The organism is Streptomyces sp. RK9, assembly GCF_045070545.1.
Taxonomy (GTDB): domain Bacteria; phylum Actinomycetota; class Actinomycetes; order Streptomycetales; family Streptomycetaceae; genus Streptomyces; species Streptomyces alboflavus.
In genome coordinates, this window is record NZ_CP173703.1 from 62,117 (window position 1) to 79,356 (window position 17,240).

The following is a 17,240-nucleotide window of genomic DNA, read 5'->3' on the forward strand; positions in this document are numbered from 1 at the left end:
TCGTTGGCAAAGCCGGCCGCGACGTCGTCCCGCATCTGCGGACAACGGCCCGTACTCCAGTTGCAGTACGGGTGCGGATCAGGCGGCGCGAGCGTCGGCGTAGGCCGGTAGCCGCCAGTCGCCGCCGCGGTCCTCCTTGGAGAACCGCGCGACAAGGGCGGGGAGGTGGAAGAAGCAGGCCAGCGCGGTGGCGTTCTGGAAGGCGCTGATGGCGTGCTGGTTCATGGGCATGCCCACGCGCAGGATGCGGGGATTGACCTCGCCCTGGATCTCGTCGACGAAGGGCCGCAGGACGCGGTCGTAGTTCGCCAGCGCGGTCGGCAGCGCGGTCGGCCGGTCGTTCGCGTGCCGGTTGATCTCCCCGGCCAGGACATAGGCGCCGACCAGTCCGCCGGAGATCCCCATGCCGCTGTAGGGGGATGCGCAGTGCGCGGCGTCCCCGGCCAGGACCACCCGGCCCTTGGACCAGCTGTCGATGCGCACCTGGGCGATCTCGTGGGAGTAGAAGAACGGGCTGTCCTTCATGCCGTCGATGAAACGGTCGGTCTGCCATCCGGCGTCCCGGAACCGCTCGGCCCAGAACTTCTGCTGCTGCTCGACGGGGGCGCGGTGGATCGCGGACGCTTCCGCCGACTCCTCGCGCATCACGAAGTACACCTGCGTCTCGATCGCGTTGTGGCTGCGTCGCATGATCTGCCGGCCGCCCGGGACCATGTAGGTGTCGCGGATGTCGGTGTCGGAGGCAGTGCGCGGCACGAACCAGTACGCCATGTGGATGCCCACGCGCCAGTACGGGTCGAAGCCCTCCGGCAGCAGCGCCCGCCGGATGCGTGAGCCCTGCCCGTCGGCGCCGATCAGCAGGTCGTACGCGCCGGAGGTCCCGTCCGAGAAGTGCGCGGTGACCCGGTCCGCGTCCTGGTCGAAGCCGTCGACGCTCTTGCCGAAGACGTACTCGGCGTCGTTCGAGGTCGCCTCGTGCAGGATGCGGACCAGGTCGCCGCGCATGATCTCGTACGCGGAGGTCAGGGTCTGACGTCCCTTGCCGGAGGTGTTCGCCATGATCGTCGCCTTCGGCCTGCCGCGGGAGTCGACGAAGGCGACGCCCGCCTCGTCCACGAGCCGACTGCGCACGGTCTCCAGCAGGCCCATGCGCTCGACCGCCTCGATGCCCTGCCCGCGCAGGTCGACCTGCGCGCCCGAGGCGCGCAGCGCCGGGAAGCGCTCGACGACCGTCACCTGGTGACCGCCACGGGTGAGCCAGAAGGCCAGCGCCTGCCCGGTGACGCCGCCGCCGGCGACGAGGATCCGCAGCGAACGTTTCGCGATCTTGGTTGTCACTCCCGACCACCCCAAAATCTATCGGTGATTGATTCCTTTCACAGTCTTCTATCAGCGATAGAATGTCAACGTGACCAAGATGAACCGCGAGACCGTCGTCACAGAGGCGCTGGATCTGCTGGACGACGTCGGCCTGGAAACGGTCAGCACCAGGCGGCTGGCCAAGCGGCTCGGCGTCGAACAGCCGTCGCTCTACTACCACTTCCGGACCAAGAAGGATCTCCTTGCGGCCATGGCGCAGGCGGCGATGGCCCCGCATGCCGACGCGCCGCTGCCGTCCGCCGAGGACGACTGGCGCGCGTGGTTCCTGGAGAACTCCCGCAGCTTCCGTCGCACGCTCCTGATGCGCCGTGACGGCGCCCGGCTGCACGCCGGCAGTACTCCGACCGGCGACCTCGACCGGATCCGCCACAAGATGGCCTTCCTGGTCTCCTCCGGCGTGCCCGAGCGGGAGGCGCAGATGGCGATGCTGGCCGCCGGCCGCTACACGGTCGGCTGCGTCCTGGAGGAGCAGGCGGACACGGATTCGCCGGACGCCGACGACCTGCCGGACGACGTCCCCGTACTCGATCCCGAGACGGCGTTCGAGGCGGGCCTTGCCCTCATCCTCAGCGGCCTGGAACAGCACACCGCGGCATCCGGCCCGGCCTCCGCCGCGCCGTCGCCGAGCTGACGACCGGCTGCGGGGCGGGACGGGTCAGGAGAGCGCCCTCCGAGGGCGTACGTCGCGCGCTGGGCCAAGTCGTCTCCGCTTGACGATCAATCTGCGAGCAGGCCCAAGGACGCGCACGCGTTTGCCTGGGTCATGCCCCGGGATCCTCCGTCACCGGCAGACACTCGGCGAGCAGGTCGACGACGTCGCGCCAGGCTCGCTGCGCGTGCCGCGGGTGGTAGCCGACGCCGGGGACAGCGGGGTGGTCGACCGGCGGATGGTGGAAGGCGTGCAATGCGCCGCCGTAGACCGTGAGGCGCCAGTCGACGGCCGCGGCCTGCATCTCCGCGGTGAACGCCTCGCGTTGCGCGGGCGGCATGATCGGGTCTTCCGACCCGACCCCGGCCCACACCGGGCACCGAATGCGCGCTGCCTCGCCCGGCCGTCCCGTGATCAGTGCGTTCACTGTCCCGATCGCGCGCAGGTTGACGCCGTCACGTCCGAGTTCCAGCCCGACCGCTCCCCCGGTGCCGTAGCCGACGGCGGCGATCCGGTCGGAGTCGGTCCGCGGTTCGGTGCGCAACACGTCGAGCGCCGCATGGCCGATGCCCCGCATCCGGTCGGGATCGGAGAGCAGCGGCATGCAACGGGCCAGCATCTCCTCGGGGTCGCTCAGATAGCGCCCTCCGTGGAGGTCGAAGGCCAGCGCTACGTATCCCAGCTCGGCGAGAGCGTCTGCCCGACGGCGCTCGACGGCGCTGAGCCCCATGCCCTCCGGTCCGAGCAGCACCGCGGGCCGGCGGTCGACACCCGCCGGGAGAGCGAGGTGCCCGATCATCGTCAAGCCGTCGGCCGGATACTCGACCGTACGCGTCGTAATCGTCGTCATGAGACTGGACGTTAGTGATCGTCGAGCCCGGTCCGGGCGCTGTTCTGCCGCTGGCAGAGCAGCGCGGGAATCCCCCTGACATACGGATGAGTGCGCGCTTTCGGCGAGATCAGCCTGGGCCGTCATCCGGTGGGCGCTGCGGTCCGGGCGGCTTCCTGCGGGGCCTCGGTGGCCGAGGCGAGTCGCTGCTGCATGCGTAGATGGCGGAACTCGTAGTGCGCGCCGGATTGCCGTAGCACTCCCCTGCGGTGTGCTTCGTCGAGGAATGTCATGAGGCGCCAGGGCAGCCGTCTCGTCAGGGCGAGCCAGGTGCGGGCGACGGCCAGTTGTCCCCATGCGGTGAGGGCGAGTGCGGCGGTGCCCATCGGCACCCACATCTGTGCCGCGACATGGTCGAGTCCGCCTCGTGATGCGAACACCCAGGCCAGGAGGGCGCATACGCCGCCCGTCATGACCGCGACGACTCCGGACCGGGACAGCGACGCCATGCGGTCCGTGCGCAGGGTGACGTGCGGGTTGGCCGCCCGGATGGGGTCGGAGGGAGCGCTCAGCGCGCGATAGAGGCCAGATGCGGGGCCGCCGATCAGCGCGATCAGGACTCCGCCCATGGCGCCGGGGAGCAGGAATCGGTCGAGCGGGTGCCGGGTGGCGCTCTGGGCGAGCCAGGTCCGGGACTGCTTGGGTAGCTCCGGCAGCATGTTCACCGCATGGGCCGCGGTGTGTCCGTCCACGAGGATGCGCAGGTCGCCCTGGGCTACGCGGAAGGTCACACGTGCGTCGAAGGATTCGCACTTGTGGTCGCAGCTCGGCGGTTGGCTGCCGTGAGGGTACGCGGTGAGCCGGGAGCCTCCGTGCGGGTACACCAGGACGCCGGCGATCTCCGTCGCGGACTCGACGGTGCGGTCGCCGTCGGGGGTTTCGTGGTGCGACCACTTGCCGAGCCGCCTGCCGTCCAGGTCGGGCGCCCTGGAGGTCTCGACCGCGGAGAGCGCGTAGCCGACGGCGCCCACCGTCCCGCCTGCCGCCACTCCGACGAGCAGGCACACGGCCCAGCCGTGCAGGAGCCCGGTCACGAAACGCCGGGCGATGCGGCCCTCACCGGCATGGGAAACGGCCGTCCGCACCCCCTGTCGCCTCGCTGCCGCCCACAGGCACAGGGCCGCGGCGAAGCACAGGGCGCCGGCCACCATCGGCCACACGCCGAGGTCCTGCCCGAACAGCCATGGCCTGACGATCACGAGCCCCGCCAGGGCGAGGAGGCCGCCCCCGGCCTGTGCCGCGAGCCGGCCGGCAGGGCTGCCCGCCCACGGCAGCCCGAGCGGCACCGCGTGCCGGGTCAGCCCCGCGACCCCGAAGTACAGGGCGATCAGCACGCCGAAGACGGCGCCGCCGAACAGCTCGGCCACCCAGCCGTCCGTGACCGTGCCGAACTGCAGCCCGAACTGAACGGAGCCTCCGGCGAGGGTGTACCCGAGGGTGGCGACGGCGGCCGTCGCCATGCAGACCGTGAGCTGCCGGGGCAGTGCCGTGCGCCGTTCGCGCCGCGCCGCCGACACGGGCAGGAGCAGGGCCAGTCCACCGGCGAATCCGATGAGGTTGCCGACCAGGTTGGCTGCCAGCGACGGCTTGTCGTCCGAGACGAAGACGTCGCCGCCGACGCTGGAGAGCAGGATGGGGACGGCCAGGAGGCACGTGAGTGCCTGCGCGAGCAGGGCGGGCGCGGCCAGCCGCAACGCCCGCGGGACGCAGAGGTACAGCTCCCACCAGGCGAGCCGCTTGGTGCCTCGGCGCTCCAGTTCGCGGGCGAGCCAGGTCAGCCAGCGCTCGGCGTCCGCGGTGCGCCATCGTGAGTCGGTGTCTCCGTCGCCGAACGCGGCTGGTACGAACGCGTCGAGGAGGTGCTCTTCGATCCCGGCCGTCGTTGCGAAACGTGGGTCGTCGAGGAGCTCTTGGGGGTCGCGGGTCGCGTCGCCGTACACCGTGCGGGCCAGGGCCACCATGAGCGGGTTGGTCAGGATCTGCAGGAGTGCGCGGGCTGCCGGGCTGTGCGGCTCCTCCTGCAGGGAGTCCAGCACCGGGGTCCACACCGTCGTGCGGCGATCGCGGGGGCCGTGCAGCGGACGCGCGGTGCGTTCCAGGTATGACGTCGCCTCGGCGAAGTCCAGTGGCAGCAGTTCGAGGACCTCCGCACCGGTGAGCACGTCGCTGCATTCGACCGTGCTGCGCCAGGCCGTGGTCCGCGAGGTGACGAGCACCGGCATGCCGTCGTCCAGCTCGGCGTTGAGCCTGCGCATCCCGCTGCCGTACAACGCCGGGGGCAGTTCGTCGAAGCCGTCGAGGACAGGCGTGATCAGCCCGGCGTCGAGCAGCGCCCCGGCCAGTACGGTGCCGTCGGTGGTGGCCGCGAGCGGCCGGTACTCCGCCACGAGCCGTTCGACGAGCCAGGCGCGCAGGGTGGTGGTGCCCGGGTCCCAGGCCGCCAGGGGGAAGATCACGGGCACGGCTGTGCCGGGTGTGCGCCGCTTCAGGAGGTCGAGCGTGCAGCACACGGCGAGCACGCTCTTGCCCGAACCGGGGTTTCCGAGCACGACCATGCGCCTGGACGGCACGTCCTCGAAGGTCGTGGCGATCGACGCCAGGCAGTTGTCTCGGGGCCGTGGCTCGGGCACCGGGCGCCCACGTCGAATATTGCGTCTGTCGTCCGTGAGCAGTCTGTCGGCCCGCCTCCAGCGGACATCGAGCGGTTTCGGGTCCTGCAGGCGCCGCAGCCGTGCCTCCTGTGCCCATTGGAGCCGTACCGCCTCGGCGAGTTCGTCGGCGGTCTGTCGCAGTACGACGCCGGGTTCCGGGGGCGTGTCCGTGCGGCGCAGGACATCCAGGAGCAGGGCCGCGACGGACACCATGACGCCGACCACGGAGACGACGAACGCGGGTCCGTCGTACTGGACCTGCCCACCTTGCTCGCCGCCGACTCGGCGGAGGGTGACGGCCAGGACGACCAGCGCCGCGCAGCCGACGCCGACCCACAGCCTGCGTCGTGTCCAGACGTCGCGCCCGCGCATGCCGCACCTTCCGTCCCTCTCGCCTCGTGTGGAACCGAGCGTTTCAGGGAAGGGGTGCCGGGCGGCGGGGCAGTGCGCTTCTGCGGTGGGGCGCTTAGTGGTGAACCAGGGCGGCGTGTGCGCCGTGCGCGCTCGGGACGAAGTGGCTGACGCTTCGCCGGGCCGTCCGCGGCGGTCGAGTTGAAGGGACTGCGGGAAGCCGTGGCCAAGAAGGTCTACCGCGCCGAGGCGCTGGAGCGGAACCGCTGGTCACGTCGTGTCAGTTGTCGTCGCCGTCGACATGGCCCTGTGTCGCGGGGGGCTGGAGCAGGTGGGCGAGTTGGGTGGCGTAGCGCTCGACGACCTCGGGTGAGGTGGCGTCCGCTTCGAAGGGCCGCGCGCCAACTGGGGTAGACCGCCAGGGCGTTGGCGGCGCTCATCAGGATGAGCAGGAGCGCGGCGGCGTCGAGTCGCTCGTCGAGTTCGCCGCTGCGCTGGCGTTCTTGGAGCCGTTCGACTTCCTGTTGGAGTGACGCGTTGCGCTCGCGCGCCTCGGGGCCGTCCTCGCCGGTGTCGGCGAGGCTCGGTCACAGAGCTCACGTACGTCTACGCGGCGCTGATGGTCCTGGCCGTCACCGGCCTGCCGACAGGGTGGCGCCCGGCCGGAACCGTTCAGGCGTCGTCGTCCAGCTTCTCCACCACGCGGACCGAGATCTCCGCCAGGGTACGGAGCTCCGCCGCGGTGAGATGGTCCAGGAAGAGGGAGCGGACGGCCTGTACGTGCAGGGGGGCCGCCGCCGCGATGGCCTCGCGCCCTGCTTCCGTGATCACGGCGAAGGCGCCCCGCCCGTCCTCCTCGCAGTCCTCCCGCACCACCAGTCCCCGCTTGATCATTCGCGCGATGTGGTGGGACATCCGGCTCTTCTCCCACTCCAGTGCCCGCGCGAGGTCCTGATACCGCTGACGGCCGTCCGGCACATCCGTCAGGTTGACCAGGACCGCGTAGTCCGCGGCCGCCAAGTGGGATTCCGTCTGCAGGAGATGTGACAGGCGGCCCATCAGCCGCTCATGCACGCGGACGAAACTCCTCCACGCGTGCTGCTCCTCCGCCGTCAGCCAGTTCACCCCGTCAGTCACGAGGTCGAGTGTAGTGAACTGGTTGACGCGTCATCGGACCGGCTGGGGGCGGGTGCCGGCGTCGCACCGCGACGGAGCGACGCCTTCATCTCCGACGAGCTGAACAGCCGGGCCAGTACGTCGAGTTGGGCGGCCGCTTGATGACCAGGGCAAGGGGCGGCCCCGATACCGGGACCGCCCCGCCGCCCCGCCGTTACGCCCCGGCCGTCTCGGCGACCGGGGTGTTCAGGAGTTTCTGCTCCCAGACCGTCGCTATCCCGGTGGCGCCCGTGTGCTCCAGGGCCGCCATCTGGTCCTCCGGTGTGATGCGATCCGTCCTGGCCCAGTCACGCTGCCACTCGCTCATCACGGCCAGCCAGGTGATCGGCACGACCCCGGCCTGGATCATGCGCCGCACCGCCATGTCGTGCGCCTCGGCCGACACACCCCCGGAGGCGTCGGTGACGACGTGGACGTCGAAGCCTTCGCCCGCCGCCTGGATGGCGGGCATGGCCACACAGATCTCCGTCCACAGGCCGGCGATGATCAGCTTCTTGCGTCCGGTCGCCTTCACGGCGTCCACCACGACCTGGTCCTGCCAGGTGTTGATGAAGGTCCTGTTGATCGGCTTCTGGTCCGGGAAGACGTCCTGCAGCGGCTGGATCAGCAGGCCCCCGCGGTCTTCCACGACCGTGGTCAGGATCGTCGGGACGCCGTAGCCCTTGGCCGCCTTGGCCAGGCCCACGACGTTGTTGGTGACCATCATCGGCTCGTGGCTGTGAAGGTTGGCGAACTGGTACGGCTGGTGATCGATCAGCACCAGGACGCTCTCCTCGGGGGTCAGTAAGGCTTCGAGGCCGGCCTTCGGCGACGTACTCATGGGGATCTCCTCAAGGAGTGCGGGGCGCGCCCGAACCAATTTGGTTGACGCATCATCTTTCTATATGACGCGTCAACTATCTGTCCAGTGAGGGCTGTTCGGGGGCCGGGGGCAGCCGAACGGCAGCGTGGCGCGGCGAGCACACGCTGATCCGTTCCCGAGGCCGGGGAAGCGAATGTGGATCAAGCTAGGGTGACCGCGTGCGAGTGCTGCTGGTCGAGGACGACGAGAATCTCCGTTTCGGGGTGGCCGCCGCGCTGCGTGCCGCCGGGCTCGCGGTCGACGAGGCCTCGGATCTTCCTCAGGCCGATGAGGCGCTGTTCGTCACCGCGTACGACTGCGCCGTCTTCGACCGGACGCTGCCTGCCGGTGACGCGGCCGCCTATGTGGACAAGCTGCGCGGCGAGGGCCGTACCGTTCCGGTGCTGTTCCTCACCGCGCGTGACACCGTCGAGGACCGGGTCGAGGGCTTCGCCAGCGGTGGGGACGACTATCTGGTCAAGCCGTTCGCCGTGCCGGAACTGGTCGCCCGGGTACGCAGCCTGTGTCGTCGCGCCGCCGTCGTGCGCCCGCCCGTGCACCGGGTCGGGGATGTGGAGATCGACACGGCCCGGCGGCAGGTGCGCCGGGGCGGTGTCCTGCTCACGCTCACCAGCCGGGAGTTCGCGGTCCTCGAGGTCCTCGCGGCCCGCGGCGACCAGGCCGTCTCCCGGGCCGAACTGATCGAGAGCTGCTGGGACGAGATGGCCGAGCCGCAGTCCAACGTCCTCGACGTGCTCATCTCCCAGCTCCGCCGCAAGCTCGGGGACCCGCCGCTGATCCACACTGTCCGCGGCGTCGGCTACCGGCTCGCTGCCGACGGCGGATCGCGGTGAAAGGCCGCCCCGGACTCTTCCGCCGTCGGTCACAGGCCCTCACCCCCACCGGGCGCGTCCTTCGCCTACGCCGCCGCATCACCGTGCTGTTCGCCCTGACCAGCGCCGTGGGGCTCATCACGATGGCCGTCCTCGCGGTGCACAGCGACGGCACCCGGTGGCGCGAGCAGCTGGACCAGTCGATGAACGGCGACATCAGCTGGGCGATCGGCCTGCTGGAGACCGACAGCGAAGGGCGACTGGTCACCGGCGTGCTCGTCGACACCATGGGCACCTCCTGCCCGCCCCTGTCCGTGCTCCTGACGCGGCCCGGAGGCAGTGGCGACAAGGAGGAGGGGGATCTGCGCGTCGCCGTGGCGCCGCGCAAGCCGTGTCTGACCGTGGCCTCCGGTGTCGTCCAGGACGCGGCGAAGGCCGCGGTGCGGGCCGGGGACGCCCGCGCCTTCGACCGGCGTACGACGAAGGGGGAACCGGTGCGGGTGTTCGCCATGCCGTTCTATCCACCGGACGCCGCCGCGGACGAGCACGCGGAGGGCGCCCTCGTCACCATGGCCGACTCCTCCGGTCAGCGGGCCGACCACCGCAGGCTGACCTGGATGGTGACGGGCGGCTGCGCCGTGCTCGTACTGCTGTCCGCCGGTGTCGGGCACGTTCTGTCCGGGCGGGCGATCCGCCCTGCGCTGACGGTGCTCGGGCAGCAGGAGGCGTTCCTCGCCGACGTCGCGCACGACCTGCGGACCCCCGTCGCCTCCCTGCGGACGCTCTCCGAGACGGGGCTGCGCGGTGAGGCGGACCGCGCCGAGGTGCTGCGGCGCACGCTGCGGCTCGCGGAGGGCATGGGCTCCCTCGTCGACGGGCTGCTCACCCGGGCCCGGCTCATGTCCGGCACGGCGGCGATCACGCGCCAGCCGCTGCGTCTCGACCAGCTGGTGGAGGCGGTCGTCGAGGACACCGAGACCGAGGGCCACCGGGTGGAGGTGCGGGTCGAGGAGACCGTCGTGGTCGCCGACCCGGGGCTCGTCCGCCGCGCCGTGGGGAATCTGCTGGGCAACGCGCTCGCCCACGGCCACGCGCCCGGAGAGCCCGCCGACGTACGCGTCTCCGTCACGAAGGACGGCGCCGTGACGGTCGACGACGCGGGCCCCGGGCTGCCGCCCGAGGTGGCGGGGGCGCTGTTCGAGCGGTTCCGCAGCGGGTCGGGGTCGACGGGGCTCGGCCTGTCCATCGCCTCGTGGGTCGCCCACGCGCACGGCGGCAGCCTCACCGCCGAGAGCGGAGAGCGTAGGGAAGGCGGAGAGGGCGGCGGGGCCCGCTTCGTGCTGCGTCTGCCCACCGGGGACTGACCGCGCGCCCGGCCGGGCTCCGGGCCTCATCAAAACCTCATCATCGTCCAGCGATGCTTCCGTGACCCGACCCGATCGCCATGGGAGCACCGCGTTGAACCGCGCCGTACGCCGCCGCCACACCGTCGTCATCGCCCTCGCCGTCCTCGGCTCCGTCTCGCTCGCCGCCTGCTCGGCGGGAGCGGCCTCCGACCGGCCGAAGACCTCGAGCGCCTCCGCGGACCCCGCGACCCGTCCCGAGCTGAAGGCGTTCTACGGCCAGAAGCTGAAGTGGGCCTCCTGCGGCGACGGCGACGCGTACGAGTGCGCCGACCTGACCGTCCCCATGGACTACGCGCACCCCGGCAACGGCAAGACGTTCGTCCTGCCCGTGGCGCGGGCGCTCACCGCGCGTTCGGCCAAGCGCATCGGGTCGCTCGTGTTCAACCCGGGCGGGCCCGGTGAGTCCGGCGTGCAGTTCCTCCAGGACGGCGCGGCCGACGACTTCAGCAAGAAGATGCGCGACCGCTTCGACGTCGTCTCCTTCGACCCGCGCGGTGTCGCGGGCAGCAAGCCCGCCCTGACCTGCACCACCAAGGGCGAGGAGGCAGGCGCAGCAGACGAGGGGGAAGCGCAGGAAGCGGGCGCTGTGGCACCCCTGTACCCGCGGACCGCCGCCGAGCGCGCCGACACCCTCGCGGGTGCGCGGGCGGAGGCCGCCGCGTGCAAGAAGGCCAGCGGCGCCATCCTGCCGCACGTCGGCACCGAGGACGCGGCCCGCGACCTGGACGTACTGCGCGCCGCGCTCGGCGAGGAGAAGCTGACGTACACCGGGTGGTCGTACGGCACGAGCCTGGGCACGTCGTACGCCGAGCAGTTCCCGAAGCGCGTGCGCGCGATGGTCCTGGACGGAGCCGTCGACCCGTCGCTGAAGTGGTCGGAACGCGTCATCAGCCAGGCCAAGGGCTTCGAGCGGGCCGTCGACGACTACGCCGAGTACTGCGCCGACGTCGCCGGCGACGACTGCCCCGCCGACACGCCCGAGGGGATACGCACGCTGATCGACGGGCTGTACGAGACGACGCAGCGCGAGCCGCTGCCGGTCGACGGGGACGAACACGGGCTCGACGCCTCCATGGTGCTCACCGCGATCACCATGGCGATGTACACGCCGGAGCAGCAGTGGAAGGGCCTCTCCCAGGCGTTGCGCGAGGCGGGCGGCGGGGACGGGACGAAGCTGGCCGCGCTGGCCGCCGGTGAGGAACCGGCTCCCGGAACCGACGAGTCCGAGGAACCGGCCGAGGACCCCGGTGCTTCCGACGGTTCCGACACCTCCGGCGCCGTCGACGAGCCGCCCGCCGACAACGGCGAGGCAGCGCTCCTCGCCGTCAACTGCCTCGACACCCCGCACGCCCGCGGCCCGCAGGCGTACTGGGACGCCCTCGCGCCCGCCGACAAGGCCGCCGGTGTGTACGGCACATCGGGCGTCACCACCGAACTCGCCTGCACGTACCTGCCGTCGGGCGAGCGGCAGCCGCACCCGGTCGACGCGAAGGGCGTCCCGCCGGTCCTGGTCGTGGGCACCACGGGCGACGCGGCCACGCCGTACGAGGAAGCCACGAGCCTGGCCGAGCAGTTCCCCGGCGGGATGCTGCTGACCTACGAGGGCCTGGGGCACACCGCGTACGGCCGCAGCAACTCCTGTGTGGAGTCGAAGGTCGACGACTACCTCATCGGGCTGAAGAAGATCCGCCCCGACACCACCTGCTGATCCGGCGCCTTCCCCGATCGCCTCAGACAGCGGGGGTGGGGCCTCCGGGCCGGAACCGCTCCACCCCGACGATGTGGCGCACCTTGACCGGGCGCACGATCACCGCGACCCGCTGCTCCCCCGGCATGATCCATTCGAAGTCGCTGCCCAGGTACTTGCGGGCCAGCCGGTCCATCCGGTCGTGCGCTTCCTCGCCCTCGACGAAGCGGGACACCACGCCGCTGATCTGCACGCGGTCGAAGGGGTCGATGGCGTCCGCGTGCGAGAGATACACCCGGGGGTCGCGGCGCAGGTTCTCCTCCTTCACCCGCCCCACCGAGGTGTTGAACGTCAGCTCCCCCTCCCCCTCCAGGTCCACCCACATCGGGCTGACCTGAGGTGCTCCGTCGGCGAACACGGTGCCGACGTACCAGATGTTGGGGGCCTGAAGCCGGGCGCGGACGGCTTCGTCGAATGTCGCGGTTGTTGCAGTCATCCGGGGAGGCTACTAGCAGTGATCGAGACCGTTCGAGGGGGACCGTGGAGTCGGCCGGCTCGCCCTCCTGCTAGCGTCACGCGGTGATCTCTCTGGGGGAGCCCGCGTTCTTCACCCGCCTGCGCGAGGCGCGACGGGTGCTCATCGCCGGTGCGGGCGGCGGCTTCGATGTGTACGCCGGGCTGCCGCTCGCGTTCGCGCTGCGGTCGGCGGGCAAGGAGGTGCACCTCGCCAACCTGTCCTTCGCCGACCTGTACGGCCTGGGCCCCGATGTGTGGGTGGGCGAGGACGTCGCGGCCGTCGGGCCCGAGACCCCCCAGCGCGGGGACTACTTTCCTGAACGGACGCTCGCCCAGTGGCTGGTGACGCAGGGTCTGCCGCCGACCGTGTACGCGTTCCCGAGCATCGGGGTCGGTCCGCTGCGGGCTGCCTACCGGACGCTGATCGCGCATCTCGGTGGTGTCGACGCGGTCGTGCTGGTGGACGGCGGTACCGACATCCTGATGCGCGGCGACGAGCACGGTCTCGGCACCCCGGAGGAGGACATGGCGAGCCTCGCCGCCGTGAGTGGACTCGACGAGGTCCCGCACCGGCTTGTGGCCTGCCTCGGCTTCGGGGTGGACGCGTATCACGGCGTGAACCACTCGCTCGTGCTGGAGAACCTGGCCGCCCTGGACCGGGACGGCTCCTATCTCGGCGCGTTCTCGCTGCTCGGGGCGGGGCGGGAGGGTGCGCTCTATCTCGACGCGGTGGCGCACGCCGAGCGCCACACGGTGAGCCACCCGAGCATCGTGAACGGATCCGTGGCCGCCGCCGTGCGTGGTGACTTCGGCGACGTCCGGTTCACGGAGCGGACCAAGGACAGCCAACTGTTCATCAACCCGCTGATGGCGCTGTACTTCTGTGTGGACCTGCCAGGGCTTGCCCGCCGCAATCTCTACCTCGGCCTGCTGGAGCGGACCGCGCTGATGCGGCAGGTGAGTTCGGTGATCGAGGAGTTCCGCACGACGCTGCCCCGTCAGCGTCCGCCGAGGACGTTCCCGCACTGATTCCGCGTGGGGGCCGTGTCCGGCGGGACCAGGGCTTGCGTCTGTTGGGGCGGGGCTCACGTTCCTAGCGCAGCAGCTCGCGAGCCAGCGCCTGTCCCCACCACTCCTCGATTCGACGGGGCGGCCAGCCGCGTTCGGTGGTGAGCGTGGTGTAGACGTCGATGTTGCAGAGGGCCGCGTAGATGTCCACGGCGGACTGCTGGTCGAGGCCGTGTCGGAGGGTGCCGGCCGGCCAGGACGCGAAGACCTGCACCCGGGTCGCGTCGCCCCGTTCGCGACCGTCGCGGTAGGCGGTGGCGAGCTCGGGTTCGCTGCGGCCCGCTTCGCGGATCACCATGATGATGTCGCCCGCGCGCTCGAACAGCCGCCGGTCGTAGGCGGCCATCGCCGCGAGCTGAGCCCGGGGGTTCGACGCTGCGGCCTCCAACTCCGCGAGCATCTGCGGCGCGTCGGCGGACAGATCCGCCGAATCGGCCACGGCCCGGGTCAGCCCGGTCTTGTTCCCGTACGTCGCGTAGACCGTGGGCACGGAGACTCCCGCCTCGCGCGCCACCTCGCGCACGGTCGTGCCCGCCCAGCCCTGGGAGTCGAAGAGCCGGCGCGCGGCGCGGGCGATCTCGGCCCGGGTCTCCAGTGCCTGCGTCGTACGGCGCAGTGAGTCGTAGCGACGTCGGTCCTGCTCCTCGCTCATGCCTTGCCCTCTCTCGCTTTACGCTGCTTATAATCAATATATGTCACAGCAATCCAAGTTATCCGCCATCGGCTTCTCCCGTGTCGGGGGCATGGCGGCCATCGGCTTCGCCGCCATGATCACCCTCAGCAATGTGGTCATGGTGCCCGCCGGCCTGCCTCTCACCGGCGCGGAGACCAGCGAGGTCACCGAGTTCTTCGCCACGGAGGGCACGGCCGTCGGCGTCGGATCCGCGCTGGTCCCCGCCGCCTGGATCCTGGCCACGCTGTTCGGCGCCGGCGCGCTCGTCGCACTGCGGCGGTCCGAGCGCGAGCGCGACGAGGCGTGGTCGTTGCTCGGACTCGCCGGTCTGGCCCTTCAGAACGTCACCTTCGCCGGGGTCGTCGCGACCCGCCTCGCCTTGGCCTCGACAGCCCCGCACGATCCCTCCGCGACCTCGGCACTGTGGGCGCTGCACGATGCGGTGTTCACCCTCAACGGAACGTTCCTGACGCTCGCCCTTCTCGGCCTGTCCGTCGGAGGTCTGCGCACGGGCCTGATCCGACGGTGGCACGGCACCGTGGGACTGCTCGCCGCCGCACTGCAGTTCAGTTCCGCCACCCTCGCCCATTGGGTCGTCGGCGGCGGCGCCCTGGGCCTCCTGGGTCTCGTCGGCTGGCTGTTGTGGGTCGTGTGGATCGTCGCGTACGGCATCACCTTGCTCCGGCACAAACCCACCACGTCGGCCCGGAGGACCACCCATGACCACACGCGCGCCGTTCCCGCGTGACCCCGCAGGCCCTGTCCACCCTGGGGAAGGCTCCGCCAAGAGGCGTCACCTCACCACGGCCCTCGCCGTACTGACCGGCGCCACGGTCCTGTTCTTCGGACTCAACTTCCTTCTGAACCCCGGCGGCGCACCCTCCGGATTCGGGATCACCCCCTGGCCGGAGGGCAACGCCGGCGGCTACTTCGCCGTGAAGGGCGTACGCGACATCGCCGTGGGAGCCACCGTGTTCCTCCTGCTCACGATCGGGCAGCGGCGCACGCTCGGCTGGGTCGTCCTCCTCGACGCCATCATTCCGCTCGGCGACGCGCTCGCGGTCGTCACTCATGGCGGCACGTACTCCACAGCCCTGAGCGTGCACGTGTCGGCGGCCGCTTTCGTGGTGCTCACCGGCGTCATGCTGCTGACTGAGAGCGGCCGACGCCCGCTGGAGGGGGCGCACCTGACACGTTCGGCATGACGCTGTGTGGGCCGTGCACTGCCTGGCCGTTGGCCGCATGTGCATGGAGCCGATGCCCGGCGGCGTCCCCGGCCGCTCCGCCAGGGTCCAGGGTGGGTGGCACGGCTATATTCCATGCGTGGACGACGATCACGGGCAACTCCTCGCGGGCCGCTATCGGCTGAGCCGACTGCTCGGCCAGGGTGGTATGGGCGCCGTCTGGCAGGCCCACGACGAGCAGTTGGGGCGGGACGTCGCGGTCAAGGAGTTGCGGCTGCCCGAGCATCTGGGTGCGGCCGAGCGTCAGAACTGGATTGCCCGTCTCGATCGCGAGGCCCGTGCCGCCGCGCGGCTGAAGCATCCGGGGATCATCACCGTTCATGACCGGATATCCGGGTCTGATGGACGGCCCTGGATCGTCATGGAGTTGGTGGACGGCGGGTCGCTGGCCGACCTCGTCGAGGCAGAGGGCGCGCTCACGCCCGAGCGGGTCGCCGGTATCGGGCGGCAGGTGGCGGCCGCGCTCGGTGCCGCGCACCGGATGGGGATCACGCACCGGGACATCAAGCCCGCCAACATCCTCCTGGAGGAGGACCGGGTCGTCCTGACCGACTTCGGGATCGCCGCCCTCGAGGGAGACGCCACCCTCACCGCCACCGGCATGATCATGGGCACGCCCGCGTTCATGGCGCCCGAGCAGGTCCGGGGCCTCCCCGCGACGGCCGAGTCCGACCTCTGGTCTCTGGGCGCGACGCTGTACGCCGCCGTGGAGGGCCGTCCTCCGTTCGCCGGCACGGCCCCGAGTGCGGTCCTGGTCGCCGTCGCGACGGAGCCGCCGATTCCGGCCGTGCGGGCGGGCGTTCTCGGTCCCGTACTCGACGGGTTGCTGCACAAGGATCCAGCCGCGCGCCTGACGATGGATCAGCTGCAGGTGCAGCTGGAAGGCGCCGCGGCGCCCGCTCCCGCCATGGCGGGCCGTACTGCGTACGCACCTCCCACCATGCCTGCGTGGAGCCCCGACGTGCGGCAGGCCGCGGCGGAGCCCGCCGTCGGGCCGCGGCCCGCACCGCGCCGACGTTTCCCGCCGTGGGCCAAGTTGGGCGCGATGATGGTGTTGGTCTCGCTGGTCTCCTATGCCGGGTACTTCCTCGACAACCGGGGCGGTGAGAAGGAGAACAGTGCGTACGAGGCCAACCGGGCCGTGGCCGACGCCCTCACCACCCCCACCGGCTTCTCCCCACCGACCACGACCCGCGTCGACCAGGACCAGGCGCAAGTGACGTACACATGGCCCGACCCGTGCGTCAAACAGTGCGCCGACCAGGTCCTCCTGGTCGCAGAGTGGATGAAGCGGCAGGCGGGCGTGGCCCGGGTCGACACCCTCGGGGCCGAACGCGGCGGCTGCCTCGACGACGAGCACGGCTGCCCCCTCGTTGTCGAGCAGGCGCGGTCGTACAAAGAGCCGACCCTGCGGAGCGCCGCGGTCCAGACGGAGGGCGGTCGGCTCTCGTTCCGGGTCCAGGTGGGCCGATAGCCGAAGGAGGAGCGGATGGGCAACTGGGGCGTGATCGCGGAGTACTACAGCGACGTGTACAGGACCGAGTTCGTCCGTCGTGGGCTGGAGACGAAGCTCCAGGCGCTGGAGGCACTGCGTGCGGCCCTCTTCACGTACGTACCGAGCAAGAATCTTGTCGAGAAGCGGCGTCGCGTGTACCGCTTCGCCGACCAGGAGACGTACCTGGTGGTGATCAAAGGCAAGCTGACGCAGTGGGAGTGCACCCTGCGCATCGCGGAGTTGATCTCGGACTCCACCGACCCGGACGTGGCCGAGCAGGCGCGGATGGACGGCGGCGCGGCGGAGGTGGCTGAGGGGCCGCAGGACCGGATTCCGCCCGGCTACTGAGGCGGACCGCACTCCGCATCGTCCGGTCGGTCC

Annotated in this window: 16 protein-coding genes and 1 pseudogene; 9 read left to right on the forward strand and 8 right to left on the reverse strand. The window is 71.1% G+C overall.

Annotation, left to right across the window (positions count from 1 at the left end):
* Window positions 1–78: 78 nt before the first annotated feature.
* Window positions 79–1,338: an FAD-dependent monooxygenase gene (locus tag AB6L24_RS00300; RefSeq protein ID WP_405650619.1), complete on the reverse strand. Its 1,260-nt coding sequence runs from the start codon at window positions 1,336–1,338 to the stop codon at window positions 79–81.
* Between the two features lie 79 nt (window positions 1,339–1,417).
* On the opposite strand from AB6L24_RS00300, the gene AB6L24_RS00305 reads away from it, so the two are divergent.
* The gene (locus AB6L24_RS00305; RefSeq protein WP_405656983.1) at window positions 1,418–2,011 is read left to right on the forward strand and encodes a TetR/AcrR family transcriptional regulator C-terminal domain-containing protein; all 594 of its coding nucleotides are present in this window, start codon (window positions 1,418–1,420) and stop codon (window positions 2,009–2,011) included.
* A 130-nt stretch (window positions 2,012–2,141) separates the two neighbouring features.
* Here AB6L24_RS00305 and AB6L24_RS00310 read toward each other — a convergent pair whose 3' ends face one another.
* From AB6L24_RS00310 to AB6L24_RS00330, 5 genes and pseudogenes are all read right to left on the reverse strand, one after another.
* Entirely contained in the window at window positions 2,142–2,879 is a 738-nt protein-coding gene (locus AB6L24_RS00310; RefSeq protein ID WP_405650621.1) for a dienelactone hydrolase family protein, read from the reverse strand.
* Between the two features lie 122 nt (window positions 2,880–3,001).
* Window positions 3,002–5,941 carry an NACHT domain-containing protein gene (locus tag AB6L24_RS00315; RefSeq protein ID WP_405650623.1) on the reverse strand — a complete coding sequence of 980 codons (2,940 nt, stop codon included), beginning with the start codon at window positions 5,939–5,941 and terminating at the stop codon, window positions 3,002–3,004.
* Window positions 5,942–6,156: 215 nt separating this feature from the next.
* Window positions 6,157–6,489, reverse strand: a pseudogene (locus tag AB6L24_RS00320) (hypothetical protein); the annotation flags it as partial.
* A 103-nt stretch (window positions 6,490–6,592) separates the two neighbouring features.
* Window positions 6,593–7,057 (reverse strand): MarR family winged helix-turn-helix transcriptional regulator, encoded by a 465-nt coding sequence (locus tag AB6L24_RS00325; RefSeq protein ID WP_240044810.1) that lies wholly within the window; start codon window positions 7,055–7,057, stop codon window positions 6,593–6,595.
* Between the two features lie 193 nt (window positions 7,058–7,250).
* Window positions 7,251–7,916, reverse strand: a complete 666-nt coding sequence (locus AB6L24_RS00330; protein ID WP_405650625.1) for a hydrolase — start codon at window positions 7,914–7,916, stop codon at window positions 7,251–7,253.
* Between the two features lie 206 nt (window positions 7,917–8,122).
* On the opposite strand from AB6L24_RS00330, the gene AB6L24_RS00335 reads away from it, so the two are divergent.
* From AB6L24_RS00335 to AB6L24_RS00345, 3 genes are all read left to right on the forward strand, one after another.
* The gene (locus AB6L24_RS00335) at window positions 8,123–8,791 is read left to right on the forward strand and encodes a response regulator transcription factor (RefSeq protein WP_405656985.1); all 669 of its coding nucleotides are present in this window, start codon (window positions 8,123–8,125) and stop codon (window positions 8,789–8,791) included.
* 83 nt (window positions 8,792–8,874) lie between these two features.
* Complete coding sequence (locus tag AB6L24_RS00340; protein ID WP_405650627.1) at window positions 8,875–10,134, forward strand: sensor histidine kinase; 1,260 nt, start codon at window positions 8,875–8,877, stop codon at window positions 10,132–10,134.
* 94 nt (window positions 10,135–10,228) lie between these two features.
* Window positions 10,229–11,884 carry an alpha/beta hydrolase gene (locus tag AB6L24_RS00345; RefSeq protein ID WP_405650629.1) on the forward strand — a complete coding sequence of 552 codons (1,656 nt, stop codon included), beginning with the start codon at window positions 10,229–10,231 and terminating at the stop codon, window positions 11,882–11,884.
* A gap of 22 nt (window positions 11,885–11,906) precedes the next feature.
* On the opposite strand, the gene AB6L24_RS00350 is transcribed toward AB6L24_RS00345, so the two are convergent.
* A complete protein-coding gene (locus tag AB6L24_RS00350; RefSeq protein ID WP_405650631.1) occupies window positions 11,907–12,359 on the reverse strand; it encodes a TIGR03618 family F420-dependent PPOX class oxidoreductase in 453 nt (150 codons plus the stop codon).
* Between the two features lie 83 nt (window positions 12,360–12,442).
* On the opposite strand from AB6L24_RS00350, the gene AB6L24_RS00355 reads away from it, so the two are divergent.
* Window positions 12,443–13,408, forward strand: a complete 966-nt coding sequence (locus tag AB6L24_RS00355; RefSeq protein ID WP_405650632.1) for a DUF1152 domain-containing protein — start codon at window positions 12,443–12,445, stop codon at window positions 13,406–13,408.
* Window positions 13,409–13,472: 64 nt separating this feature from the next.
* On the opposite strand, the gene AB6L24_RS00360 is transcribed toward AB6L24_RS00355, so the two are convergent.
* Entirely contained in the window at window positions 13,473–14,099 is a 627-nt protein-coding gene (locus tag AB6L24_RS00360) for a TetR/AcrR family transcriptional regulator (RefSeq protein ID WP_405650634.1), read from the reverse strand.
* A 40-nt stretch (window positions 14,100–14,139) separates the two neighbouring features.
* On the opposite strand from AB6L24_RS00360, the gene AB6L24_RS00365 reads away from it, so the two are divergent.
* From AB6L24_RS00365 to AB6L24_RS00380, 4 genes are all read left to right on the forward strand, one after another.
* Window positions 14,140–14,868, forward strand: a complete 729-nt coding sequence (locus AB6L24_RS00365) for a 2-oxoglutarate/malate transporter (RefSeq protein WP_405650637.1) — start codon at window positions 14,140–14,142, stop codon at window positions 14,866–14,868.
* Complete coding sequence (locus AB6L24_RS00370) at window positions 14,840–15,325, forward strand: DUF4267 domain-containing protein (RefSeq protein ID WP_405650639.1); 486 nt, start codon at window positions 14,840–14,842, stop codon at window positions 15,323–15,325. The genes AB6L24_RS00365 and AB6L24_RS00370 overlap by 29 nt, the downstream gene beginning before the upstream one ends.
* A gap of 118 nt (window positions 15,326–15,443) precedes the next feature.
* Window positions 15,444–16,838 (forward strand): serine/threonine-protein kinase, encoded by a 1,395-nt coding sequence (locus AB6L24_RS00375; protein ID WP_405650642.1) that lies wholly within the window; start codon window positions 15,444–15,446, stop codon window positions 16,836–16,838.
* A 15-nt stretch (window positions 16,839–16,853) separates the two neighbouring features.
* Complete coding sequence (locus tag AB6L24_RS00380) at window positions 16,854–17,207, forward strand: hypothetical protein (RefSeq protein WP_405650644.1); 354 nt, start codon at window positions 16,854–16,856, stop codon at window positions 17,205–17,207.
* Window positions 17,208–17,240: the final 33 nt, after the last annotated feature.